Below are 24,524 nucleotides of genomic sequence, written 5' to 3'. Positions count from 1 at the left end.
CTTAATGGGTTTAGTTTGATATAAAGGTGGGTTGATTACTAAGCTAATTAGCTTAGTAAGACTTTCAAATTTAATTTCTTCAAATTTAATCTATCAATTTCATAATCTTTTTGTCTTTTGTGGAATTTTAAAATTATACAAAAAGTAAATATAAATTTTTAAAAAATAAACAATAAAAGCAATAATAAACACTACAAACATCAAATACCTACCAAAAAAGCATTATATTTATAAAATGAATATCAATATTCTAATTTATTTTATATATTTTTATTGATTTTTGATAAATTCAGAAAAATTTATGAAACTTTTATAAAAAATTGTTATATAATACTCATTAAGTTTATAAACAAAACTTAAATAAAACCCACAAGGAGTACATCATGGGAACAAGAAAAGAACACGACTTTATTGGCGAGTTGGAAATTTCTGACGAGGTTTATTATGGAGTGCAAACTTTTAGAGCACTAGAAAACTTCCATATGAGTGGCAGAAGATTACAAGATTATCCTTATTTTGTAAAAGCTTTCGCTCAAGTTAAAAAAGCAGCTGCTCTTGCTAACAAAGAAGTTGGGGTTCTTGATGCTGACAAAGCTGATGCTATTGCTAAAGCTTGCGATAGATTGATTGCTGGTGAATTTTTAGATCAATTCGTAGTAGATATGATCCAAGGTGGTGCTGGTACTAGTACAAACATGAACACCAACGAAGTTATCACTAATATCGCTCTTGAAAGTATGGGACACAAAAAAGGTGAGTACCAATATCTTCATCCAAATGATCATACAAACTTAGGTCAATCTACAAATGATACTTATCCAAGTTCAATCAAAGTAGCTACCTATGCAAAACTTACTGATCTTTTAAAAGCTATGGAACTTTTAAAAACTGAATTAGAAGCTAAAGCTAAAGAATACAAAGATATCATTAAAATGGGCAGAACAGAGCTTGAAGATGCAGTTCCTACTACTTTAGGAAATACTTTCAACGCTTTTGCTAGCTATATTAAAAGTGATATTGAAAAAATCACAGCAGCTCGTGAGTCAATGAGTTATTTAAATCTTGGTGCAACAGCTATTGGTACAGGAATTAACTGCCACCCTGATTACAAATTTGTGGTTGAGAAAAAATTAAAAGAAATTACTGGTGTTGAATTTAAACCAGCTGAAGATTTTATCGCTGCTACTCAAGATACAGCTGACTTTGTACACGTAAGTGGCGCGTTAAAAACTGCAGCAGTGAGATTATCTAAAATTGCAAACGACTTAAGATTAATGAATTCAGGCCCAAGATGTGGTTTAGGTGAAATTAATCTACCAAAAATGCAACCAGGTAGCTCTATCATGCCAGGTAAAGTAAATCCAGTAATTTGTGAAGCAGTAGGTGAAGCTTGCTATGAAGTTATAGGAAATGATGTTACTATTATGCTTTGCTCTGAAAGAGGAGAATTTGAACTTAATGCATTTGAACCAGGTATTGCTTATGGATTATTTAACTCTATAGTATTACTTGAAAATGCAATGAAATCTCTAGCTGAAAAAGCTGTAAGAGGCTTAACAGCAAATCCTGAAGCATGCAAACAATCTGTACTTAACTCAATCGGTATTGTTACAGCATTTAATCCTGTTTTAGGATATGAAAAATCTGCAAGTATTGCTAAAGAGGCTTTAGAAACTGGTAAAGCAGTTGGCGATATTTGTCTTGAAAGAGGATATCTTCCAAAAGAAGAAATTGAAAGAATTTTAACACCAGAAAATATGTTAAATCCTCACATGACAGAGAAAAGAAAAGCTTAATAACTTAGGAGTTTAATCATGGATATTATGATTATTTTACAACTTGTTGTCTTTCTTGGGGCAATATTCATAGGTATCCGCCTCGGTGGCATAGCAATAGGCTATGCCGGAGGTCTGGGTGTTGTTATTTTAGGTCTTGTTTTAGGTATGAAACCAGGTAATATTCCTTGGGATGTTATCTTAATCATTGCTGCGGCAATTGCTGCGATTTCTGCTATGCAACAAGCAGGTGGTTTGGATTATATGGTAAAAGTTACCGAAAGAATTTTACGTAAACATCCAAGATTTATCAATTACCTTGCACCAGCTTGCGGTTGGTTACTTACTATTTTGGCAGGTACTGGTAATGCGGTATTTTCATTAATGCCTGTTGTTATTGATGTTGCAAAATCACAAAACATCAAACCATCAGCTCCACTTTCATTAATGGTTGTTGCTTCACAAATTGGTATTACAGCTTCTCCAGTTAGTGCTGCTGTTGTTTATATGACTGGTGTATTAGAGCCACTTGGTTGGAATTACCCTGCATTAATTGGTATTTGGATTGTAACTACTTTTGCTGCTTGTATGATTACAGCTTTCATTGTAAGCTTAATCACTCCAATGGATCTTAGTAAAGACCCTGTATATCAAGAACGCTTAAAAGCTGGTCTTGTAAAAAGCGCTTCTGATGTTTTACAAAGCGAAGACAAACCAGGTGCAAAACTTTCAGTTGCTATTTTCTTATTCACAGTATTAGCGGTTGTTCTTTATGCTACAGCAATTTCAAATAATATCAAATGGATTGATCCAGTAGTTATCCCAAGAGATGCTGCAATTATGAGTTTCTTATTAACAGCTGCAACTTTAATCACAATCTTTTGTAAAGTTGAACCTGCAAAAATTTTAGATACAAGTGTATTTAAATCAGGTATGACAGCTTGTGTATGTGTATTTGGTGTTGCTTGGCTTGGAAATACTTTCGTTGCAGGTCATGAGGCAGGTATTAAAGAAGTAGCAGGTGAATGGGTTAAACAAACTCCAGCTATGCTTGCAGTTGCATTCTTCTTTGCTAGTATGCTTTTATACTCTCAAGCAGCTACTGCAAAAGCTATTGTTCCAGTTATCATTGCTGCATTAGGAATTTCAGCTACAAATCCTGCGGATTCTTATATGCTAGTTGCTTGTTTTGCTGCTGTTTCAGCACTTTTCGTTCTTCCAACTTACCCTACTTTATTAGGTGCAGTTCAAATGGATGACACAGGCACAACAAGAATAGGAAAATTCATATTTAACCACGCATTCTTTATCCCTGGTGTATTAGCTATAGTTATAGCTGTTGCTCTAGGTTTCTTAGCAGTAGGAATGCTTTAATACTTCAACTTTCCACTTAAAATGTGGAAAGTTCTCTTTTTACTTATTAACCAATTTTAAGTAGAATGTTTTTTTTAATTTTAAAGAATCAAAATGACAAAATTAACTTTAGATAGAAAAAATATAAGAATTTTATTTATAGGTTATATCCTAGTTGCACTTTTTGGCACCTTTATTCTAATGCTTCCTATTATGCACACTAAGCCCATATCTTTTCTAGATGCATTTTTTACTAGTGCTTCAGCTGTAAGCATGACAGGACTTATTGTATTAAATACCTCATTAGATTTTAGCTTTTATGGACAACTTGTTATTTTATTGCTTATTCAAATAGGTGGCTTAGGTTATATGAGTATAGCTATGGCTTTATATATTTTAGTGCGCAAAAAGATGAGTTTTGGAGAAAAAAATCTTTTAAGAGAATCCTTGATCTATCCTGAAGCTGATGGCCTTGTAGGATTTTTAAAAAAGGTTTTATTTTTTGTATTTGCTATTGAGCTTTTAGGTGCTTTATTGTTATTTTTAAGATTTAAGCTTGATATGAATTTAAGTGAAGCTCTATGGGCTAGTGTTTTTCACTCTATTTCTGCTTTTAATAATGCAGGATTTAGTATATTTGAAAGTGGCCTAATGCCTTATAGAGATGATTTTTGGATTAATTTTGTTATCACCTCTTTAATTATCATTGGAGGTTTGGGGTATTTTGTATTATTAGAATTATACTTTTTTTCTAAAAAACGTTTTGCAAGCTTAAGTTTACATACAAAACTTGTTTTAATTTCTACTGTTATATTGATTGTTTTTGCAAGCTTAGTAGTCTTTTTATTTGAATACCATAATCCAAAAAGCATAGGAGAATTTTCACTTTTTGATAAAATTATGAGTGCATATTTTACAGCGGTAAATTACCGAACGGCAGGGTTTAATACTCTTGATCTTAGCACCTTTAAAGATGCAAGCTTGTTTTTTGGATCTTTATTTATGATTGTAGGTGGTGCACCTGGTGGAACAGCTGGGGGTATTAAGGTAACTACAATTGCTGTATTGTTAATCTATGCTTATTGGAGCATTAAAGATAGTAATGCAAGAATTTTCAACTTTGAAATTCCTACAGAAACTATCAATAAGGCTTTTATTATAACAGTAAGTTCTATTGTATATATCATCACTTGTGTGTTAGTTTTATCCTTAATTGAAGATGATAAAAGCTTTTTGCCCTTGCTTTTTGAAACAAGCTCAGCGTTTGCCACAGTAGGAGTTTCAGTAGGAGATGGTGGGACTTTATCACTTAGTGCACTTTTTAACTCTGAAAGTAAATTACTTATCATATTGTTAATGCTTAGTGGTAGAGTGGGTGTGCTTGCATTTTTATTTAGTATATTTTTCAAAGAAAAAGAAAAATATTTGAATTATCCAAAAGGAAAGATAATATTATGAAAAAAGAAACTTATGGTATTATAGGACTTGGAAGGTTTGGCTCAGTTTTAGCAAAAGAGCTTATTGATCAAGGTAAAAGAGTTATTGTTTCTGATATTGATGAAGAAGCGGTTAAGGAATTACAAGATCATGCAGATTTTGCTTATATTTTAGATTCTACTCATACTATAGCCTTAAAAGAAGCAGGTTATGCAAATGCAGATGTTGTTATACTTAGCATAGGTGAAAATTTAGAATCAAGCATACTCACTTTCATGGCTTTAAAAGAAATAGGAGTAAAAAATATCATTGCCAAGGCAAACTCTTCAACACACGGGCAAATTCTTTCAAAACTTGGGGTTAATAAAGTCATCTATCCTGAAAAAGAATCGGCAAAGCGTTTGGCTAAAATTCTTATCACTAATCCAAATTTTGAGATCATAGATCTTTCAGCCAATACTATCAAAGTAGCAAAACTTTTAGTGGATGAAAACTTAGCAGGAAAAACTTTGCAATCTATTGGTCAAAACTTAAAAGTCATTGCACACAAACAGCATGATACTTGGAGTATTATGCCAAATTTAGAAACTACCGCTTATTTGAATGATATACTAATGCTACTTGGCACTCAAGAAGAATTAAATCAATATGAATATTAATAAAAATTTAAAGCTTATTTTTAAGCTTTAAATTTACACTTAAACCACCCTTCATTTTCCATTAAACATTCCATATATTATTTTACCTATTACCTAATTTATAAAAACACATAAACTATAATTAAATATATTTTTTTAATAAGTTATTTTAAGATTATAACAACTATTATCAAATTTATATAAAAACTCTATATTATAATTATTTAAAGAATATAATAAGATATTTATACTCTTTATTTATTACCATATATAAGCTTAGTATTTATACTTTATATACCAAATATAATAAGTGCAATTTATAATCTTTATATAAATACTATTTTTTCATATCTACAAACATATTAAACAATACAATAAAGTATAAATATAAAAACTATAAAAGTCTACTTATCCATTATCTTAAAAAAGTAAATAAAAGTAATTTTTTGTTTTATGTAAATAATAATAAATCTATATGTATTTTTTTAATAAAAAATAAAAGTAATTTTGATTATAGTTTATAAATAATTATTATATTTGATAGTTTTTTGGCTATTTTTTAATCTTTTTATAACTTTTTTATCACTTTTGTATTTTTTGTGTTATCATATTCTCATCACAGATAAAAATTAAATGTAGGTTATGGGGGGGGGGATATGAAAAAAACACTTTTACTTGTTTTACTCATTCACACTTTTCTTTTTTCTCAAATAATGATTTTAAAAAATCAAGATAAAATCATTGTAGACAACAATCAAACTCTTGCGGTTAATAGCTTAAGTCAAGCTAAAGATCATAACAATATTGATCTAAAAGTTAAAAAGCTATTAGAAGAAAAACCAAAGAAAGATTCTAATCTTAGTAAAGAAGATGAAGAATTATCTAATAAGGTTATTAATGTTATTCAAACTATTGGTGATGCTTATAATGCAGAAGATAGTAAAGAAAGAGAAGAAATCGTTAGAGATTTAGCAAGCAATTATTTAAGCTTACAAGCTAATACTTTAATCCAAGAATATTTACATGCTCTTAATCACTCCATTAATAGTGAGTTTAATCTAAACTATAATGATAGAGGTGGTTTAAGTGGTAATGCTAAAGTTCTTTTACCTATTATGAGTGAAGATAATCCAAAAATATCTTATTTTTTACAAAGCGGTATAGGTGGATATGATAATAATAGAATCATAGGTCATTTTGGTGGTGGTATAAGATATTATCCTAATGCGTTAGCATTAAATAATTCAGGCAATATCATGCTAGGATTAAATTTAGTTTATGATCATGATTTTAGTAGAGAGCATAAAAGAATGTCTTTGGGCTTTGAAAGTATGCTAGATACATTAGCTTTCCATGCTAATATTTATCAAAGACTCAGTGATTGGATTAATAGTTATGATTTTGATAAAGATTATATATTAGAGCGCCCTGCTAATGGTTGGGATATGGGTGTTAAATATGCTTTTCCTTCTATGAGCAATGTAGCTGTTTTTGCTAATATGAGTAAGTGGTATGGAGAAAAAGTAGCTCCATTTGGCAATGTAAGCTGCTTTGAAGATTTAGAAAAAAATCCTTTAGTGTATGAAGGAGGTATTATTTATTCACCTTATCCAGCATTAACTTTTTCGCTAAGCCATAAAAGAAGTAATGAAAGTGATAAACAAGGTACAAATATAGCTATGAATTTTAATATACCTTTAGACAAAGATGCCCTCAAACATGCTTTTGATCCTAAATTTGCAGGTATAAATAATACCATTGAAGGCTCTAGAACCAATTTTATAGATAGAGATTATTCTATGGTGCTTGAGTATAAAGCTATTAACAATGCTTATCATATTTCTTATTGTGGAAATTTAGGGGATAATACTCATTGTATTATGCTAAAAAATGGTTTTAACCAAGCAGTTAAAAATGTTGCTATGAGTGTAACTCCTGAACAAAAAAGTGTAATCTTAAAGAATGGAAATCATTATATTACTGATGGTAATGGAAAGGTTTTTGTAAAAATAATCCATGCTTATGGAGTCCATCAAACCAATTTAATTGCTAAAGCAGGGAATGCTCAAGAAAGTTTTCCTATTACTATTATAGCTCCAAAAGGAGACTTTAGAATATTTGCCAAACCTTCTAATATACAAAGACATGAAAAATCTCTAATCACATTTGCAGGAAGTGATTTAGCAAGTGATTTAGACATAAATTGGAAATTAATTGGCAAAGGAAGTTTGGAAAAAACTCCAAATTCAGATAAAACTGATAAAGATGGAAATTCAAATATCATCTATAAACCTGATGCAAATATGAAAGATAAAGAAAAAGCAACAATCATTGCTAATGTATTAGGAGTTACTTTAAAAACCTTTGTTCAAATAGCAATTTATGGAGATAATGATATTATCTTAGATAAAACCACTATAGGCAATAAAGAAAAAGCTCATGCAAGTTATAAAAACTTAAAAGCTAATTCTACAAAAGTTAAATGGAGCATACAAGGAGATAATGCTTTATTTATTGATAAAGATAAAACCACTAAAGAGCTTAATTTAATAGTTGATGAAAAGGGTGAGAGCAATGTAGAAATCATAGGACTTAGCGGAAATGAAAAAGTAAAAATCATTGCTAAGAATATGAGCGATGAGTTAGTAAAAGAAAAAAGTAAAGATTTAGAGATTAAAAATTATACAGCTACTATGGAACTTCCTACTGGAAAAGATCCTGTGACTCATCAAGACTTTGAAAAAGGAATGATTGATTATAAAAGCAACTTTGAAGTAAAACTTAAAGGTTTAATGCCAAAAACAAAAGTTTTATGGAAAGCTAAAGATATACAAAGCAATAAGACTTTAAGAATTAGTAGCGATAAAGAAAGCACAGCCGATGATAAAGGTGAGAGTAAGATAGTATTTGAAGGAATAAAAGATTTTAATATTAAAAGATTACAAATCATTGCTACTTATAATCAAAGCACAGCTAGTACTCAAGAAGTAAGTGGAGAGATTAAACTCCACCAATACACCCCAAGCATTAGTTTTAGTAAAGATAAAATCCATGCTTATGAAAGTGAAAACATCAAAGCTTTAAAAGATCCTAAACTTGATCATGTAGAAGTAACTTTAAAAGGTGGCAAGCCTAATGAAAAAATAGAATGGAGTTTAAGTGGAGATGCTACTTTAGGTAGTCAAGAAGCAACATTTAATGCTAGTGGTGAGGCTAAAGCAACTATTACTTCTAAAGCTCCATTTAAAGCTAATCCTATCATTAGTGTAAATACTATGGGTAAAGATTTAAGTAAAGAATTGCCTTATGAATCTAAAACCTATACTCCTAAAATAGAATATCCGAGCTTTAAAGCTCAAGCAAAAACTATAGATTATATAGATGATTTTAGCATTAAAGTAAGTGGCTTATTACCAAATTCCACTATTGATAAAATTACTGGAAGCAATGGAGTAAAAGCTAAAAAAGACAGCTTTAATGTTAATGAAAATGGTGAAGCTGTTTTAGAATTTAATGGTATTGGTGATTTTAGTGTTAAAGAACTTACTATTAAGTTTAGTTATACTAAACAAGGTAGCGTTAAAGAGGAACTTAATTTAGATAAAATCAAACTTTATCAATATAATCTACAAATACAGTCAAATCGAAATTGGTTTTACAATAAACTCAATGAACAATCTGAAATAAAAATTACTGGAGGACGATTAAATTCTGAAATCACATGGAACATCCAAGGAGATGGGACAATAATCAATAAAGATAGCAAATTCAATTCTCAGGGTGAAGCTAAAGCAACTATTACTTCTAAAGATCCATTTGAAAATGAAATAACAATAAATGCTTCGACATTAGGAAAAAAAATGGATCAAAAAATTTCCTATAAATGGGAAAAATTTTTCTTGCCAAAAATTATATTTCCTTATGGTTTGTTATATCCATATGAAGTTTATTATGTGAAACATTTTCCGGTAACAATAACTCATTTAAAGCCGGGATTTATTAAAGTTATACTGCCAGATGGAGTTAAAAGCGAAAAAGATCTTAGCAGATTATATACCAATGGAGAAACAACTATAAATCTATATGTTGATGACCCACATCTTAGATATTTTAGAATAGAACTTGAATGTGAATATAGAGAAAGTACAAGCGAATTAAAAAAATTTAAATCTGATGACGTTAAAGTACTGTTCCCAGAAGTTTATTTAGATAGAAAAAATTGGAGAGTAGGATACAATCCTATGACTCTTTTTTCACAATTTTCTTTAAAATTTAAAGATGAAGACATAAAAAATTCTCCAGATTGCAGGATAACTTCGTATGAATTAAAAAAATATATGACTAGGGTATCAAGTGGAGGTATAGGATTTAGTTCCATTACCTTTGTTAATAATGACGATGCGGGAAGCTATGATGAAGGTAAAATTAACTTCTCTTGTTTTGATGGGGAACGAAATTTTGGATTTACTGTAGAAGGAATATAAAATTTGCCATTTTACAATTTTATGCAATTTCTATCTCTGTTAGCTCAACTTTCAGAGGTAGAAATTAAAACTCTTATGGAATATAAAGATTTATTATTAAAAGCATTATCATCTTTAAATGAATCAAAAACATTTGATATAAAAGAATGCACACGACTTATTAACACTCTTGAAGAAACTTTTTTAGATAAGCTTCAAATAGAAGAAAGCAAAAAGAAAGAAATTTGCAAAAATATCATCAAAATACTAAAAAATCATTGGAAAATGTTTTTTTGAAAGCTAGATGGTGTCAAGGGGGAGACTTGAACTCCCGACCTCCGGCTTATGAGACCAGCGCTCTAGCCAGCTGAGCTACCCTGACATAAAAAGAAGTTAAAATTATACTTTATTTTGCTTAACATTTTATAAAACATTTATTTTATAAATTTTTCAACTTTTTTGTGATAAAAATATGAAATTATATTAGAAAGGATTTTTATGCAAATAAGCTCAAGTTATAACAATGCTTTTTATACACAAAATCCTTATCAAAAAAAAGACAAAGAAGAAATCAAAGAAAACATTTCTGAAAAAGAAAATCCACAGCAAACAAAAGAAAATAAAAACAATCAAGAAAAAGAAGAAAAAACTCAAAAAGTCAACGGTAAAGACTTAAGCGCTGAAGAGGTAAAACAAGTACAAGAACTTGAAAAAATCGACAGAGAAGTAAGAGCTCATGAAGCAGCCCACCAAGCAGCTGGTGGAGCTTTAGCCGGTGCTGCGAGCTTTGGCTATACAAGAGGTCCTGATAATAAAATGTATGCAGTCGAAGGGGAAGTACCTATAAGAATGCAAAAAGGTAATACTCCTGAAGAAACTATAGCAAATGCAATGCAAGTAATTGCTGCAGCTATGGCACCAGCTGATCCTAGCCCACAAGATTACAAAGTAGCAGCTAATGCTATGCAAATGCAAAATGACGCACGCGCTGAACAAGCTAAAATAAAGGCAGAAGAGTTAAAAGCACAAAATGAAAAAAGCGAAAATGAGAATGAGGAAAAAACAAATTCAAATTCCAAAGCTATAAAATCATACACACAAAATGTATCACAAGATTACATAGGAAGTCAGTATAACAAAAGCGCATAGTGGCAGAGAGGAAGGGATTCGAACCCTCGGTGAGTTGCCCCACACACGCGTTCCAGGCGTGCTCCTTCGACCGCTCGGACACCTCTCTAAAATTAAAAATTATAACTTATTTTTTTAAATTTATAATAAAAATTTTATAGACTTTCTGGGTATTTAATCTTGAGTATAAAATTTGCAGTCAAGATATGATTAAACTTTATAATGTTAAAATAAAAATAAAATATTTATTTTATTATTTAAAAACAAAAAGAGAATAGTTATGATAAAAAAACTACTTATACTTTTTTTAAGTCTTGTTTGTACTTATCAAGCACAGGCTGTTTTAAACAAAGAAAGTCTTGGAGAAGGCTTTGGAAGTACAAGAAGCGAAGCGATTAAAAATGCTATTAATGATGCCTTGGGAAAAACAGAAGGTTTAAAACAAGTCAAATTGAAAAAATTTGAGTTTAATTTTAATGGAAATTTTAATATAGGTTATGATGAAGAACTTGACTTTGTTAGTAATGGTGTTTTTAATAGTTATGATATAAAGTCTCTAACTCAAACAAATCAAAGTGAATTTCACGCAAAAGTTTTAATCTATAAAAAACTTTATAGCGACAAAAGTCTTGAAAATAAAAGCTCTCTAATCATCATTAATAGAATCAAAACTGGACTTTCAGCCAAATTTGAACAAGAGCTTTTAAGTGTTTTGCTTCAGAATAAAAAATTTAAAATCTTAGATAAAACAAATCTTGATCTTTATAATCAGGAAAAATTTTTACTTTCCAAAAATTCAAGCGATGAAGAACTTGTAAAGCTTTATAAGACTTTAGAAGCTGATTTTTTACTCATTTTAAACCCAAAAATAAAACAAATACAAAATGAAAACAACACTCAATCTTATGATGTTATCATTGATTATCGTTTAATTGAATTTGCTACAAATGAAAACAAATCTTCTAATACTTTAGAGTTTAAAATGAGCTCTACAAGTAGTTCAAGCAGACAAAAAGCTCTTAGAGGTATTGCTACAAAAATTACTGAAGATATTTTTAAACATTCTAAAGACAATCAAGAAGAAACAAAACAAGACTTGGATACAAATCATCAAATCAATGATGAAGATGAAATTAATTTAGGTTTTTAGCCTCTAAAAACTCACACCTTTTGCAAAGATCAGCTTTTAAAATTCCTTGCTTAAAACCTTCTTTTAGTTCTATATATAAAGAGGAATTTAAAAGCTCATTAAGATCTTTTTCAAAGCAATTTCCAAGTTTTATATCCCCTTTAGTATCCAAACAACAAGGCACTAAAGTCCCATCACTTAAAATAGCAATTTGCCCATTTAAAGCATGACAATATCCATTCTCTCTAATAATCTCATCTTTCAAAGAAGGCCATTTAAAAAGTCTAGCTTGGTGCAAGATAACATACCTTTCTAAGCGATTTTTAGCTTTTTGCTTTTGAATTTTTATTTTAAAAATTTGCTCTAAAAAATCATAAATTTTCTCATTTTCTAAAGGCGGGTTGAAATTTTTATCTAAATTCCAAAGTCTTAGGTTGATAAAAGAATTATTTTTATTTTCCAAGTGTAAAAAAATAAGTTTTAAAATAGGTTCAAAATATTCTCTTAAACTCATTTTACTTTGAGATAAAAAAGCACCTAGGGAAATATTGATTTGTCGCACGTTTTTAGAGCCTAAAATGAGTTTTATCTTCTCATCATCAAAATAAAACCCACTTGTAGTAAGCTCTATTTGCATATTAAATTTCAAAGCTATTTTTAGATACTCTGTTAAATTTAAAATCCTTAAAGGATCTCCAAGCACGTGAAAAGTAAAAAGCTTGGCATGATTATGCACGCTTTTGCAAATTTTTTCAAAATTTTCAAGGCTCATTTGTTTTCTTTGGGCTTTTTGGCTAGGACAAAAATCACATTTTAACCCACAAATATCACTTAATTCTATATAAATTTTCTCAAAATACATAATCACTCTTTTTAAAAAGTTCAAGTGTTTTTAGAGCAAGTTTTGAAAGAGCAAGATGCTCTAAGTCTTTATAAGAAAATGCTTTTGCTTTTAAATCTTCAAAATCATCATCTTTTAAAAAATACACCTTAGCATTGATTTTGTATTTGGTATAAGAATGTTTAAATTCTCCTATAAATTTTGCTTTTTTTTGATTTTTATATTCTAAAAAATTATACATATTAAAATACAATTTTTCCTCACTTTTAACAAGTAAGAATTGCTCATTTTTTTGCACTATAAGTATTTTTAAAACAATGTTTTCATATTGAATTTTTTTAGATGAGTTAAATTTTTCATGTTCATTTTTTCCAGCACAAAAACACTTTAAAGGACAAATTTCACATTTTGCATTTTTAGGCAAGCAAACCAAAGCCCCTATATCTAGCAAAGCTTGATTATGATCAAATGCATTATCATGGTTTAAAAACTTTTTTGCTTTTTGCGCTAAAATCTTAGAGTTTGGATTTTGTAAGCCATAAAATCTACTCAAAACTCTTTTAATATTTGCATCCACAAAAGACTTAGCTTGTAAAAAGCCAAAACAAGCTATAGCTCCGGCTGTATATTCTCCAATACCAGGAAGTTTTTGAAGCTCTTTAATCTCAAATGGTAATTTTGCATCAAATTCTTGCACGCAAATTTTCGCGCATTTGTACATATTTCTAGCTCTAGTATAATACCCAAGTCCTTGCCAAGCTTTTAAAACCTCATCTTCACTTGCCATAGAAAGTACTTTTAAAGAAGGAAATTTAGCTAAAAACTGAAAATAATAATTTTGCAAAACACTTTTTACCTGAGTTTGCTGAAGCATAATCTCACTAACATAAACAGCATAAGCAATATCAATATTTTTTAGTTTTTTTAAATCATCCTCGCTACCATATTTTCTATACTCTTCGTGTAAAATACGCCAAGGAAGGTTTTTCCTGCCATTTTGTTCATACCATTTTAAAATACTTTTATGAATTTTTTGCATTAAGACTTTCTTTATTTTTAAAAAAATTATACAATCTATTCTTAAAGGCTTTATGTTAAAATAAAAAATATTTTTTAAAAAGGAGCAAAAATGAAAAGTTTTTTAAAAGGCTTAGGCTTAGGACTACTTTGTTTGGTATTATTCGTACTAGGAGTAGTTTTTAACACTGAATTTTTAGGCTTAAAAAATCACGATAAACAAAATATAGAATTTTCAAGAAGCATAGAAGTATCTAATGAAATCATGCCAAATATCTTTAATGCTACTTTAAATTTTAGTGCTAGCGAAGAACTTAGTAAAAAAACCATTGTTTCTAGTGAAGAAAAAAATCATATTGCTAAAACATTTAAAGAAATCTCAGATCGTATTGCTAAAGAAAATTATTGCAAAGGTGGAAGTTATACTTTAGAACCAAGTTATAATTACTATCAAGGAGTAAAAACGCTAAATGGATATAGATTGCACTCTAATTTTGCTTGTCAAATCCCGCAAAACAAAAATAAAGACTATGAAAATCTTATAAAAGATATAGAAAGTATTAGCACTACTAATACTTTAATTTCTTTTAACACCAAAGCTTTGCAAGCTGGTTTTGATGAGGCTATTTTAGAAGCAAATAAAGAAGATTTATATGATCTTGCATTTAAAAAAGCTTTTGAAAAGGCTCAATATTATTCTAAAACTTTGGCAAAAACTTGCGTGATAAAAAACATTCATTTTGATAGTTGCAACATCAAACACAATGCTCCAAGTTTAGCAGCTAGTGCAGATAGTGTTGTATTGCCTATTATTAAAAGTGAAAAACAAAATTTAAGAGCTAATGTGCTTTTTATTTGTCAATAAATTTCATTTTGGCTTTATTTTGAGCTTTTATAATTTCTCATCATTAATTTAAAGGAGAAACAATGAAAAAAATTGTAAGTTTATTTATCGTGGGTTCTTTGGCTGCTTCATTTGCCCTAGGAGCTGATTTTTCTAAAAAAAGTAATGATGAGATTTTAAATCTTGCAAAAAGTGTAAAAGCGCAAGATCAAGCTGATTTGGTTATTGAGATGAAAAAAAGAATGAATGAAATGAAATACAAAGATGCAAAAGATTTTCATCAACAATTTAGAGCTAATTTACACGAAAACATCTCTAAACTTTCTACTCAAGAAAGAAACCAAAGAAGAGTTATCGTTCAAGAAGATATGCAAAAACTAACCGATGAAATGAGTGGTAAAGAAATAAGAGAGTTAAATTTGCATCATTACAACAATGCCCATTCCCATAAAAATCATCATGGTTTAAGATCACACCATGCAAATTGTCCGATGAGATAAAATGGCAGCAAAAATTCTGCTCTTAGAAGATGATTTAAGTTTAAATGAAATTATAAACGAAGCCTTAAGTGATGAGGGCTTTAAAGTCTCTTGTGTGTATGATGCACAAGAGGCACTAGAAAAAGCCTATGAAGAAAATTTTGATCTTTGGATTTTTGATGTTAAAGTTCCAAAAGGCAACGGCTTTGAAGTTTTAAAAGAATTAAGAGAAAGTGGTAAAAATACTCCTGCTATATTTTTAACTTCTTTATCTATGCTTGATGATGTAAAACAAGGATTTTTATCAGGTTGTGATGATTATGTTAAAAAACCTTTTGACATAGATGAATTAATTATCCGTGTAAAAAATATCATTAAAAGAAATTTTAGCCACCAAAAAGAAGATCTAATTTTGCTTAGCTCTTCAAAAAACATTTCTTTTGATCCGCTTAATAAAACTCTTTATCAAGATAAAACAATCATCAATCTTACTAACAAAGAAAAAGAGCTCTTAGCCTTGCTTTTAAAAAAACGCCCACACTTTGTAAGTATAGAAACCATTTTTGATGAAATTTGGAGTTTGGATGAAGAGCCAGCAATTATGAGCCTTAGAGTTTATGTAAAAAATTTAAGAAAAATTCTTGGCAAAGACCTTATTATCAATCAAAGAAACATAGGCTATGCCATAAGGCTATAAAATGAAAAGTGAAAATTTTAATAATACTATTTTTAAAATTCTAGCCCTTTATATCATCACAAGTGGTGTATTTCTAACGATTTTTTTTATCACTTTTTATCAAAAAGAAGCAAACTACATACGATTAAATCAAATAACACATTCATACACTCACTATAATTATATTTTGCAAAATATCATCGAAGCAAGACACGATAGAACATATTTAAATCAAGAAGATTTTTCCTATATATCCAAAAGACTCAACACTCAATTTGCCATTATCGTAAACAACCAAGTTATTTTTAGCAATTTAACTTTCGATGCTTTAAAAATATTAACACAACTTAAAAAAAATGATTTTATTTACAATGAAAACAAAAGATTATTTATAGATTTTTCAAGGATTAGAAATCTCAACACCTATATAGACACAAGTAATCTAAAAAAACCAAAACACCATTCTCATTTCTTAAGACATAAAAATATTCATATCATTATAGAAACTGATGATCTTGGTTTTAAAAAAGAACAATACCGCAAAGATAATTATAATAATCTAGACATCAATGATTTTTCCCATGAGCTTTGGAAATTAAAATTAAAAACTATTTTTTATACTCTTATATGTATTTTGTTGCTTGCTGTGGTTGCTTATATACTCATTTTGCTTGTCTTTAAAAATATCAAAGAACAATTTAAAGCACTTAATGATTTTATCAAAGATACCACGCATGAAATTAACACACCTTTAAGTGTGATTTTAGCTAGTATTAAAAAATTTGATGATACAAATTTAAATCCAAATAACATAAAAAAACTAAATCATATCAAACTAGCAAGTAAAAATTTAAACCACATCTATCAAAATCTCATAGCCTTGAATTTTTTCTTGCAAAAAGAAAATACAAAAGAAGATATCAACTTAAAAGAGCTTTTGGAACAAAGGTTAGAATACTTTGAAACTTTAATCACGCAAAAAAATCTCATCATTGAAAAAAATCTTTTAGAGCAAAACTTTTATGCTAATAAAGAAGAAATGCAAATTTTAATCGATAATCTTTTAAGCAATGCCATAAAATACACCAATGCTCATAAAAAAATCTATATTTGCTTAAAAGAAAAAACACTTAGTATTAAAGATGAGGGTCAAGGAATGAGCGCTAAAGAAATAGCTCAAATTTTTACACGCTACAAACGCTTTAATCAAGATCAAGGTGGTTTTGGCATAGGTTTAAACTTAGTCAAGCAAATAGCTGATAAAAACAATATCAACATTAAAGTTTTAAGTAAAGAAAATGAGGGAAGTGAGTTTATACTTTCTTGGTAAGGATAAAAATGGATATTTGTTTAGAAAAAATAAAAATAGAACAAACTTGGAAAGAATTCTTAAAAGATGAGTTTTTAAAACCTTATTTTTTAGAGATAAAAACTCATTATATCAATGCCTTAAGCGAAGGAAAAACTATATATCCACCAGCAAATTTAATCTTTAATGCATTTAACCTAGCCCCTTTGCAGGATTTAAAAATCATACTTTTAGGACAAGATCCTTATCACAACCCAAATCAAGCTATGGGTTTAAGCTTTAGTGTGCCAATAGGAGTTAGAATTCCTCCATCTTTACTTAATATCTACAAAGAATTACAAGATGATTTAAACATTCCTATAGCAAGGCATGGAGATCTTAGCAAATGGGCTAAACAAGGAATTTTACTTTTAAACTCTATCTTAAGTGTAGAAGCAAACAAACCTGCTTCACACGCACATTTTGGCTGGCAAAAATTTACCGATGCAGTTATATCAAAACTTAGCGATGAAAAAGAGGGATTAGTGTTTTTGCTTTGGGGAAATTATGCTAAAAATAAAAAAGTTTTAATCAACCCTCAAAAACACTTTATCCTAGAAGCAGCACATCCTTCACCTTTAGCAAGGAATGCTTTTTTAGGGTGCAAACATTTTTCAAAAAGTAATGAAATTTTATTAAAACTTGGCAAAAGTCCTATTGATTGGGACTTAAACTCATAATTTACTTTAAACCTATATACTTTAGGAAAATTTTTATAAAGGATAAATATGAATTGCCCAGTTTGTGCAAATACAGCTTTATTAATGAGTGAAAGAAATGGAGTTGAGATTGATTATTGTCCAAAATGCCGTGGTGTTTGGCTTGATCGTGGTGAACTTGATAAAATCATAGAAAGAAGTACATCTCAAAGCGCGCCACAACAATCTCATCAACAAAACTATAACCAACAAGCAAACTATCATCATAACAATGGTTATAAATACAAGAAAAAAGAAAGTTGGCTTGGAGAATTATTTGACTTTTAAGCCAAAAGGCTTAAAAGTTTTACTTAAACCATCATTTTTACTTCTATATTATTTTTATTTATCAAAAAATACTTTTTATTAATAATATATGCTACAATAAAATAATTTTTAACAAAAGGAGAGAAAATGAGAAAAATAATTCTAGGATCTTTACTAGCATCAAGTTTTTTAATTGGGGCAAATTTGGAAAATTTTGATCCAAAAGCACAAAAAGATCATTTAGTTATCAAAATGGAAATTCTTGATAAAAATGCCAACAAAAACGCAGGTGAAGTAGTAGCAGTACAAACTCCTTATGGAGTAGCGTTTTACCCAAATCTTCAAGGTTTAGAAAGTGGAATTCATGGTTTTCATGTTCATGCAAACGCTGATTGTGGAGCAACTGATAAGGGTTTAGGTATGAAAGCTGGTGGTCACTGGGATCCTGAAAAAACTGACGCACACTCAAGCCCATGGGATGATAAAGGCCACAGAGGTGATTTACCACCACTTTATGTAGAAAAAGATGGCAAAGCAATTAATCCTGTATTAGCACCAAAAATCAAAACTCTTAATGAGCTTAAAAATCACTCTTTAATGATACATTTTGGAGGAGATAATCATAGCGATCATCCTGCAGCACTTGGCGGTGGTGGCGCTAGAATGGCTTGTGGAGTTATTAAATAAAACACATACTAAAGGCTTTTTGCCTTTAGTATTATTTAAAAAGCTTAGTAAAATCTAAATCATTCATAAAATCATAGCTTGATCCGCCAAAACTTTGACTAGGACTATAAGTAGCAATAGCCACTGCAAGCTCGCTAAGCATAGAAGCTATTTCTTCTCTTTTATCTATTATATAAGCTTTCATACCCTCATAATCACTAGTTTCTAAAATTTTTAAAGGGTTGTAAATTTCAAAAGCAAAAGTCTTTGAGCCTACATTTACATTATAATTATTATCAAATAAAGCATTTCCTAAAAACGAGCAATTATCTACTATTTTTAAACTTTCACTTGCGATTAATACTTTATCTTGCACATCTTCATAATTTTTATCTTCTAAAAGTTTTGAAATTTTTTTCAACGAAGAATCTAAAATTTGCAAAGCACCAACAAAATCATTTGCATCGGTAATATCTTCGCTAAATTTTTGTGTTTGATGCTTTAAATTTGCACCATCTATATTTAAACCTACTTGTCCTAAATGCTTTTGTAAGATTTCTAATTCATCTCTCATAATACACCTTCCTTGTTATTGCTATAACTAAGGAAAGCATTTTTTATTCCAAATTTTGATCTATCCAAACTCTAAAATCTTTAGCAAAAAGTAAAAAAACCTCATCGTAGTTTTGGATTAAATTTTGGGGATTATTATCATTTAATTCTTTTTCGTAGTAAAAATACTTACTTGCTATAAGTTTTTTAGTGTTTATTTGCACCAAATTTAAATTAATGCCTAATTTTATTTTAGAATGCACCTCATCACTAAAATCTTGCTCTAAAATATCTACTTTACTTTCTAAAACATAATCAGCACTAGCTAGACTATCTTGATTTAAAACCGCTTTAAATACTCCTAAATCTTGCAAATGAAATTCCAAAAAAGTTTTAATCATCAAAGCAGGATTTTCTTTCCAAAAATGATAAACATAAGCATTAACAATATGATTTTTTTTATAAAAAATTTCATTAGTATAAGATAAGCCCTTAGGTAAAGAAACCATGATGGTAGAATTTTTTACTTTATTTTGACTTTGCTCTAGCTTTTCTAAATTAATGCTAAAATATTTATTTGCAGGCAAAGTTTGATTTGGACTAATCAAAGAACAAGCACTGAAAAAAATAGCTATTAAACTAATATATAAAAATTTCATTTTATTCTCCTGGAGCATATTGAATAACTTTATCTTTATAAATCACATCTGAAGGATTTTGCTTTAAATTTTTTAATAATTGTGTAAAATCTAAAAACAAAACTCTTAAAATATCTAGATTTTCATTTAAAAGCATTCTACTTTTATTAAGCTCATTAAGTTGGCCATTAGCATTATTTAAAAAATTTGAAAAATCATCTGAACTTTTACCAAGTTTAGAGCTTGTTTTATTTAAATTTTCCAAAAATACTGGTGTTTTAGTATTTAAATACGCAGAAAACTCAGATGTATTTTGTAAAATACGCTCTATGTTTTTTAAATTTTTATCACTTAAGAGACTTTCTAGTTTTATTTTTGAACTGGTAATTAATTCTAATAAATTTGAAGTTTGTTTATCTATGCTTGCAAAAAAACTTTCTTTTGATTTTATAATAGGATATACATCACCATCTGCTTTTAAAACACTAGCTTCCTCGCTACCTCCTGCAAGCTGAATAAACTTAAATCCTGTTATACCTTGAATTTGTAAGCTTGCATAAGTATCTGTTTTAACCGCTAAATCAGAATCAAGCTTGACTAAGATTTTAACTCTTAGTTGATTACTTGAACTATCTATGCTAATATTTTCAACACTTCCAACATCCACTCCTAAAAATTTAACCGGAGCTTTGACACTAAGCCCTGCAACTGATTCTTCCATATAAATTTCATAATATTTAAAAGATTTTTCATCTTTTAAATTTCCATACCACACTATAAAAAACAAACTGATAAAAAATAACACACAAACAAAAATTCCGATCAAAATATAATTTGCTTTATTTTCCATTATTGCATAAACCTCTCATAAAGTCTTGGATTTTGCTCTTGCAAAGCCTCAACATTTCCCAAAAAACCAACTTTTTTATTCTCTATAATCAAAAAGCGATTTAATACATTTTTCATACTTTCTTTATCATGAGTAATTAAAATCACACATAATTTAAAGCTTTGTTTTAAACTCAAAAGCAACTCATCAAATTCTCTCGAACTATAAGGATCAAGCCCCGAAGTTGGCTCATCTAAAAAAAGCAATTTAGAATCAAGCGCCAAAGCTCTAGCTATGGCCACTCTTTTTTTCATACCCCCACTTAATTCACTTGGATAAAGCTTAGCTACACTCTCATCAAGCCCCACCATCTTAAGCTTCATCATGGCTATTTCTTTGATATCATTTTTATTAAGCTTTGTATATTCAACTAAAGGTATGCTAATGTTTTCAAGTATATTAAAAAAGCTAAATAATGCTCCATATTGAAAAACAACACCCCATTGTTTTTGCAAAAATAAAGCATCTTCATCGCTTATATTTTTTAATCTCTTGCCTAAAATTTCATATTCACCCTTATCAAAATGCTCAAGCATTAACATTTGTCTTAAAAGCACAGATTTACCACTACCACTACCACCTAAAATACCAAAAATTTCATTATCTTGCACTTCAAAACTAATATCTTCATGCACACATTTACTTCCAAAATAAGTGCTGATATTTTTTGCCTTTATAATCAAAATCCAGCCTTTGTTAAAAATACAGAAAAAATCGCATCAAAAGCTATCACCCAAAAAATAGCATTTACAACACTTTTTGTCGTATAAACACCTATACTTTCAGTGGTTTTTTGCACAAAAAATCCTCTAAAACAAGCAATAGAAGCAATCAAAAATCCAAAAATAGGTGCCTTTATAAGCCCTATGATGATATGTTTAAGCTCCACTGCTTCTTTAAAACGACTCATAAACTCACTTGCACTAATTTCTAAACTAAACCAAGCAACTACAATTCCACCTATAATGCTTAAAATATCCGCCACTATTACCACTAAAGGCATAGCAAGTGCTAAGGCTAAAACTCTAGGTAAAATGATAAATTCACTTTCTTTAAAACCCATAGTTTTCATCGCATCAATTTCATCAGTGAGCTTCATCACTCCAATTTGAGCTGTATAAGAACTTGCACTCCTACCAGCTATAACAATAGCACTAATTAACGGTGCAAGCTCTCTAGTAGCAGAAATTCCCATTAAATCGACAATGTAAATATTAGCTCCAAATTGTGCAAGTTGATACGCAGCTTGATAAGCAAGCACCACACCCACAAGTAATGAGGTTAGCATAATAATAGGCAAAGCATTAATAGCACTATTTTCTACATGATATAAAAATGCCTTAAAGCGAAGTTTTTTAGGGTTTAAAAGTGTTTTAAAACAAGTATAAATGATAAGCCCTATGAAATTTAAAAACTGCACCAAAAGTGTAAAAGATTCAATAACCTTTTTTCCTAAATTTTCAAAAAAATCTTTGATTGTTTTTTTATTTTCATGAGTATTATGAAAACTTTTATAGTGTTTTTGACAAAGTTCAAAAAGCTTAGCATGCTCACTTTTAAGATTTACTCTACTAAACTCAAAACCTTTTTGCTTAAGTTCATTTTCTAAAGCTAGAAAATACCTAATCCCAGCAGTATCTATAAAATCTAAATTTGTAAAATCAAAAATAATATTTTTTTGAGTAGGAAAATCTAATTTTTCTAATTTTCCTACGCTAGTTTTATCCCATATACCAAAGACGCTAAAAATGCATTCTTGATTTTTAACATCTTTGATGATTTTATTTTTCATTACATAAACTTAAAACATATGAGCTTAATTTTTCCTCACTAAATCCAAAATGCTCAAATACATCTTTATCTTTACCACTCTCACCAAAACTTTCTATACCATAAAGCTCATCACAAATTCTATAAAGTTCATTTGAATTTGCAGCTTCCACGCCTATAACCTTACCTTGTAAAATTCTTTCTTTATAAGATTTTTCTTGAGCGATGAATAACTCATAACAAGGCATAGAAACTACATTAGCAATCACACCTTTTTCTTTTAAAATCTTAGCTACTTTTAAACACAATGATACTTCACTACCACTTGCTAAAAGTGTAAATTGCGCATTTGCGTTTTCTTCTAATAAATAAGCCCCATTTTCCACATCTCCAAAAACAGGCTCACTTAAAGCGCTTAATTTTTGACGCGATAAAACAAAAACACTTGGCATATTAGTTTTAAGTGCAATCTGCCATGCTTTGACATTTTCAACCCCATCAGCTACTCTAAATGTCAATGAATTTGGCATAGCTCTAAAAGTGCTAAGTTGTTCTATAGGTTGGTGCGTTGGGCCATCTTCGCCAACCCCTATACTATCATGAGTAAAAATGAAAAAATGTTTAACTCTCATCAAAGCTGCTATTCTTGCAGCAGGTTTTAAATACTCGCTAAATATAAAAAAGGTAGCACAATAAGGCAAAAACAAACCATATCTAGCAAAAGCATTTGATATAGCAGCCATTGCATGCTCTCTTATACCATAGTGGATATTTTTTCCATTTGGAAAATCCCCCATATCTTTTAGTTCAGTTTTATTTGATGGACCTAAATCTGCACTACCACCTAAAAATCCCGGTAAAGCTTTAGCAATAGCATTTAAAATCATACCATTGCTATCTCTAGTAGCTAGATCTTTTCCTTTAAAATCAGGAAATTGTATTTTTGAAAAATCAGGCTCTAAAAGCTCTTTTAGCAATGCTTGTTTTTCTGCATTTAAATTTTGCACTTTTTGATTCCACTTAGCTTGTGCTAAATCTCCAAGCTCTATTGCGGCATTAAAGCGAATTTTAACTTCTTCTGGAATTTCAAAAGTTTTTTGTGGATCAAAACCTAAAGCCTCTTTTGCTTTTTTAATAAGCTCTTCACCCAAAGGCGCTCCGTGAGAATGATGACTTCCTTCAAGCTCCAAAGCTCCTTTAGCTATGGTAGTATGAGCGATAATTAAACAAGGTTTTTTACTTTCTTTAGCTGTTTTTAATGCTAAATCAATTTGCTCAAAATCATGCCCATCTATCTCAAGTACTTCAAAATTTTGCGCTCTAAAACGCTCTTTTACATTTTCATTAAAGGCAATAGCCACATCACCTTCGATTGAAATATTATTACTATCATAAATGATGATTAAATTATCAAGTTTATGAAGTCCTGCTAAAGAACAAGCCTCATAAGAAATTCCTTCTTGTAAATCCCCATCACCACACAAACAATATACTTTGTGATTGATAATATCCTCGCCCAAAAGCAAACTTGCTTTTTTAGCTGCCATAGCAAAACCAACCGCATTTGCAATGCCTTGTCCTAAAGGTCCTGTAGCAATTTCAACACCTGGGGTAAAAATTTCAGGATGGCCCGGGGTTTTAGAGTGTAATTGACGGAAGTTTTTTAAATCTTCTAAACTTACATCATAACCACTCAAATGTAAAAAGCTATAAAGTAAAGCACTAGCATGACCGCCTGAAAAAACTAATCTATCGCGGTTTAGCCATGTAGGATCTTTTGGATTATGTACTAAATGAGTACTTAAAACACTCATAATATCTGCTAAGCCCATAGGTGCACCTGGATGGCCTGAATTTGCCTTTTGTATCATATCTGCACATAAAAATCTTATAGTGTTGGCTTGTTTTTGTAACAT

The 24,524-nt window shown here is 29.7% G+C and carries 23 protein-coding genes and 2 tRNA genes; 15 read left to right on the top strand and 10 right to left on the bottom strand.

All coding sequences use genetic code 11. The features are described from left to right. Positions 1-383: 383 nt before the first annotated feature. From L8X36_RS05645 to L8X36_RS05620, 6 genes are all read left to right on the top strand, one after another. Positions 384-1,796, top strand: coding sequence for an aspartate ammonia-lyase (locus L8X36_RS05645; protein WP_263664325.1), 1,413 nt, complete (start codon positions 384-386; stop codon positions 1,794-1,796). Between the two features lie 18 nt (positions 1,797-1,814). Continuing rightward, positions 1,815-3,149: an anaerobic C4-dicarboxylate transporter gene (locus tag L8X36_RS05640; RefSeq protein WP_263664326.1), complete on the top strand. Its 1,335-nt coding sequence runs from the start codon at positions 1,815-1,817 to the stop codon at positions 3,147-3,149. Positions 3,150-3,242: 93 nt separating this feature from the next. Further along, entirely contained in the window at positions 3,243-4,586 is a 1,344-nt protein-coding gene (locus L8X36_RS05635) for a TrkH family potassium uptake protein (RefSeq protein ID WP_263682957.1), read from the top strand. Continuing rightward, positions 4,583-5,224, top strand: a complete 642-nt coding sequence (locus L8X36_RS05630) for a potassium channel family protein (protein ID WP_263664328.1) — start codon at positions 4,583-4,585, stop codon at positions 5,222-5,224. Before L8X36_RS05635 ends, L8X36_RS05630 begins: the two co-directional genes overlap by 4 nt. A gap of 635 nt (positions 5,225-5,859) precedes the next feature. Beyond that, entirely contained in the window at positions 5,860-9,687 is a 3,828-nt protein-coding gene (locus L8X36_RS05625) for an inverse autotransporter beta domain-containing protein (protein ID WP_263682956.1), read from the top strand. Between the two features lie 3 nt (positions 9,688-9,690). Then, positions 9,691-9,963, top strand: coding sequence for a hypothetical protein (locus L8X36_RS05620; protein ID WP_263682955.1), 273 nt, complete (start codon positions 9,691-9,693; stop codon positions 9,961-9,963). Positions 9,964-9,971: 8 nt separating this feature from the next. On the opposite strand, the gene L8X36_RS05615 is transcribed toward L8X36_RS05620, so the two are convergent. Beyond that, positions 9,972-10,048, bottom strand: a tRNA-Met gene (locus tag L8X36_RS05615). Positions 10,049-10,164: 116 nt separating this feature from the next. Here L8X36_RS05615 and L8X36_RS05610 point away from each other — a divergent pair. Then, positions 10,165-10,815, top strand: a complete 651-nt coding sequence (locus L8X36_RS05610; protein WP_263682953.1) for a putative metalloprotease CJM1_0395 family protein — start codon at positions 10,165-10,167, stop codon at positions 10,813-10,815. Here L8X36_RS05610 and L8X36_RS05605 read toward each other — a convergent pair. Next, positions 10,816-10,903, bottom strand: a tRNA-Ser gene (locus tag L8X36_RS05605). Between the two features lie 171 nt (positions 10,904-11,074). Here L8X36_RS05605 and L8X36_RS05600 point away from each other — a divergent pair. Next, positions 11,075-11,944 (top strand): hypothetical protein, encoded by an 870-nt coding sequence (locus L8X36_RS05600; RefSeq protein WP_263682952.1) that lies wholly within the window; start codon positions 11,075-11,077, stop codon positions 11,942-11,944. Here L8X36_RS05600 and L8X36_RS05595 read toward each other — a convergent pair. Both L8X36_RS05595 and mutY read right to left on the bottom strand, forming a co-directional pair. Further along, positions 11,928-12,785 (bottom strand): radical SAM/SPASM domain-containing protein, encoded by an 858-nt coding sequence (locus L8X36_RS05595; RefSeq protein ID WP_263682951.1) that lies wholly within the window; start codon positions 12,783-12,785, stop codon positions 11,928-11,930. The genes L8X36_RS05600 and L8X36_RS05595 overlap by 17 nt on opposite strands. After that, positions 12,775-13,818, bottom strand: a complete 1,044-nt coding sequence (mutY, locus tag L8X36_RS05590; protein ID WP_263682961.1) for an A/G-specific adenine glycosylase — start codon at positions 13,816-13,818, stop codon at positions 12,775-12,777. The genes L8X36_RS05595 and mutY overlap by 11 nt, the downstream gene beginning before the upstream one ends. Before the next feature lie 75 nt (positions 13,819-13,893). On the opposite strand from mutY, the gene L8X36_RS05585 reads away from it, so the two are divergent. The 7 genes from L8X36_RS05585 to L8X36_RS05555 all read left to right on the top strand — a co-directional run bounded on the left by L8X36_RS05585 (position 13,894) and on the right by L8X36_RS05555 (position 18,780). Next, positions 13,894-14,646, top strand: a complete 753-nt coding sequence (locus L8X36_RS05585) for an SIMPL domain-containing protein (protein WP_263682950.1) — start codon at positions 13,894-13,896, stop codon at positions 14,644-14,646. Positions 14,647-14,708: 62 nt separating this feature from the next. After that, positions 14,709-15,125: a DUF1104 domain-containing protein gene (locus tag L8X36_RS05580; protein ID WP_263682948.1), complete on the top strand. Its 417-nt coding sequence runs from the start codon at positions 14,709-14,711 to the stop codon at positions 15,123-15,125. 1 nt (position 15,126) lies between these two features. Continuing rightward, a complete protein-coding gene (locus tag L8X36_RS05575) occupies positions 15,127-15,801 on the top strand; it encodes a response regulator transcription factor (protein WP_263682946.1) in 675 nt (224 codons plus the stop codon). A 1-nt stretch (position 15,802) separates the two neighbouring features. Then, on the top strand, positions 15,803-17,110 hold the full coding sequence (locus tag L8X36_RS05570; RefSeq protein WP_263682944.1) for a sensor histidine kinase: 1,308 nt from the start codon (positions 15,803-15,805) through the stop codon (positions 17,108-17,110). Positions 17,111-17,118: 8 nt separating this feature from the next. After that, on the top strand, positions 17,119-17,808 hold the full coding sequence (gene ung, locus L8X36_RS05565) for a uracil-DNA glycosylase (RefSeq protein WP_263682943.1): 690 nt from the start codon (positions 17,119-17,121) through the stop codon (positions 17,806-17,808). Between the two features lie 48 nt (positions 17,809-17,856). Continuing rightward, complete coding sequence (locus tag L8X36_RS05560) at positions 17,857-18,114, top strand: zf-TFIIB domain-containing protein (RefSeq protein ID WP_263682942.1); 258 nt, start codon at positions 17,857-17,859, stop codon at positions 18,112-18,114. A 126-nt stretch (positions 18,115-18,240) separates the two neighbouring features. Next, positions 18,241-18,780 carry a superoxide dismutase family protein gene (locus tag L8X36_RS05555; protein WP_263682940.1) on the top strand — a complete coding sequence of 180 codons (540 nt, stop codon included), beginning with the start codon at positions 18,241-18,243 and terminating at the stop codon, positions 18,778-18,780. A gap of 31 nt (positions 18,781-18,811) precedes the next feature. Here L8X36_RS05555 and L8X36_RS05550 read toward each other — a convergent pair whose 3' ends face one another. From L8X36_RS05550 to tkt, 6 genes are read right to left on the bottom strand one after another with little or no spacing between them, the layout of a single operon-like run. After that, complete coding sequence (locus L8X36_RS05550) at positions 18,812-19,333, bottom strand: flagellar FLiS export co-chaperone (RefSeq protein WP_263682939.1); 522 nt, start codon at positions 19,331-19,333, stop codon at positions 18,812-18,814. A 43-nt stretch (positions 19,334-19,376) separates the two neighbouring features. After that, complete coding sequence (locus tag L8X36_RS05545) at positions 19,377-19,970, bottom strand: hypothetical protein (RefSeq protein WP_263682937.1); 594 nt, start codon at positions 19,968-19,970, stop codon at positions 19,377-19,379. A 1-nt stretch (position 19,971) separates the two neighbouring features. Beyond that, complete coding sequence (locus tag L8X36_RS05540) at positions 19,972-20,799, bottom strand: MlaD family protein (RefSeq protein ID WP_263682935.1); 828 nt, start codon at positions 20,797-20,799, stop codon at positions 19,972-19,974. Next, complete coding sequence (locus tag L8X36_RS05535; RefSeq protein ID WP_263682934.1) at positions 20,799-21,521, bottom strand: ABC transporter ATP-binding protein; 723 nt, start codon at positions 21,519-21,521, stop codon at positions 20,799-20,801. Before L8X36_RS05535 ends, L8X36_RS05540 begins: the two co-directional genes overlap by 1 nt. Continuing rightward, positions 21,518-22,618: an MlaE family lipid ABC transporter permease subunit gene (locus tag L8X36_RS05530; RefSeq protein ID WP_412175674.1), complete on the bottom strand. Its 1,101-nt coding sequence runs from the start codon at positions 22,616-22,618 to the stop codon at positions 21,518-21,520. The genes L8X36_RS05535 and L8X36_RS05530 overlap by 4 nt, the downstream gene beginning before the upstream one ends. A 1-nt stretch (position 22,619) precedes the next feature. After that, on the bottom strand, positions 22,620-24,524 hold the full coding sequence (gene tkt / locus L8X36_RS05525; RefSeq protein WP_263682930.1) for a transketolase: 1,905 nt from the start codon (positions 24,522-24,524) through the stop codon (positions 22,620-22,622).

It is taken from the genome of Campylobacter sp. CNRCH_2014_0184h, assembly GCF_025772985.1.
GTDB lineage: Bacteria > Campylobacterota > Campylobacteria > Campylobacterales > Campylobacteraceae > Campylobacter_D.
The sequence above is the reverse complement of the archived record's forward strand: the minus strand, read 5'-3'. Positions and strand labels throughout refer to the sequence as shown.

Coding starts and splice junctions, on each gene's coding strand:
- L8X36_RS05645 (WP_263664325.1), top strand. CDS start 384: ATGGGAACAAGAAAAGAACACGACTTTATTGGCGAGTTGGAAATTTCT.
- L8X36_RS05640 (WP_263664326.1), top strand. CDS start 1,815: ATGGATATTATGATTATTTTACAACTTGTTGTCTTTCTTGGGGCAATA.
- L8X36_RS05635 (WP_263682957.1), top strand. CDS start 3,243: ATGACAAAATTAACTTTAGATAGAAAAAATATAAGAATTTTATTTATA.
- L8X36_RS05630 (WP_263664328.1), top strand. CDS start 4,583: ATGAAAAAAGAAACTTATGGTATTATAGGACTTGGAAGGTTTGGCTCA.
- L8X36_RS05625 (WP_263682956.1), top strand. CDS start 5,860: ATGAAAAAAACACTTTTACTTGTTTTACTCATTCACACTTTTCTTTTT.
- L8X36_RS05610 (WP_263682953.1), top strand. CDS start 10,165: ATGCAAATAAGCTCAAGTTATAACAATGCTTTTTATACACAAAATCCT.
- L8X36_RS05600 (WP_263682952.1), top strand. CDS start 11,075: ATGATAAAAAAACTACTTATACTTTTTTTAAGTCTTGTTTGTACTTAT.
- L8X36_RS05595 (WP_263682951.1), bottom strand. CDS start 12,785: ATGTATTTTGAGAAAATTTATATAGAATTAAGTGATATTTGTGGGTTA.
- L8X36_RS05585 (WP_263682950.1), top strand. CDS start 13,894: ATGAAAAGTTTTTTAAAAGGCTTAGGCTTAGGACTACTTTGTTTGGTA.
- L8X36_RS05580 (WP_263682948.1), top strand. CDS start 14,709: ATGAAAAAAATTGTAAGTTTATTTATCGTGGGTTCTTTGGCTGCTTCA.
- L8X36_RS05575 (WP_263682946.1), top strand. CDS start 15,127: ATGGCAGCAAAAATTCTGCTCTTAGAAGATGATTTAAGTTTAAATGAA.
- L8X36_RS05570 (WP_263682944.1), top strand. CDS start 15,803: ATGAAAAGTGAAAATTTTAATAATACTATTTTTAAAATTCTAGCCCTT.
- ung (WP_263682943.1), top strand. CDS start 17,119: ATGGATATTTGTTTAGAAAAAATAAAAATAGAACAAACTTGGAAAGAA.
- L8X36_RS05560 (WP_263682942.1), top strand. CDS start 17,857: ATGAATTGCCCAGTTTGTGCAAATACAGCTTTATTAATGAGTGAAAGA.
- L8X36_RS05555 (WP_263682940.1), top strand. CDS start 18,241: ATGAGAAAAATAATTCTAGGATCTTTACTAGCATCAAGTTTTTTAATT.
- L8X36_RS05550 (WP_263682939.1), bottom strand. CDS start 19,333: ATGAGAGATGAATTAGAAATCTTACAAAAGCATTTAGGACAAGTAGGT.
- L8X36_RS05545 (WP_263682937.1), bottom strand. CDS start 19,970: ATGAAATTTTTATATATTAGTTTAATAGCTATTTTTTTCAGTGCTTGT.
- L8X36_RS05540 (WP_263682935.1), bottom strand. CDS start 20,799: ATGGAAAATAAAGCAAATTATATTTTGATCGGAATTTTTGTTTGTGTG.
- tkt (WP_263682930.1), bottom strand. CDS start 24,524: ATGTTACAAAAACAAGCCAACACTATAAGATTTTTATGTGCAGATATG.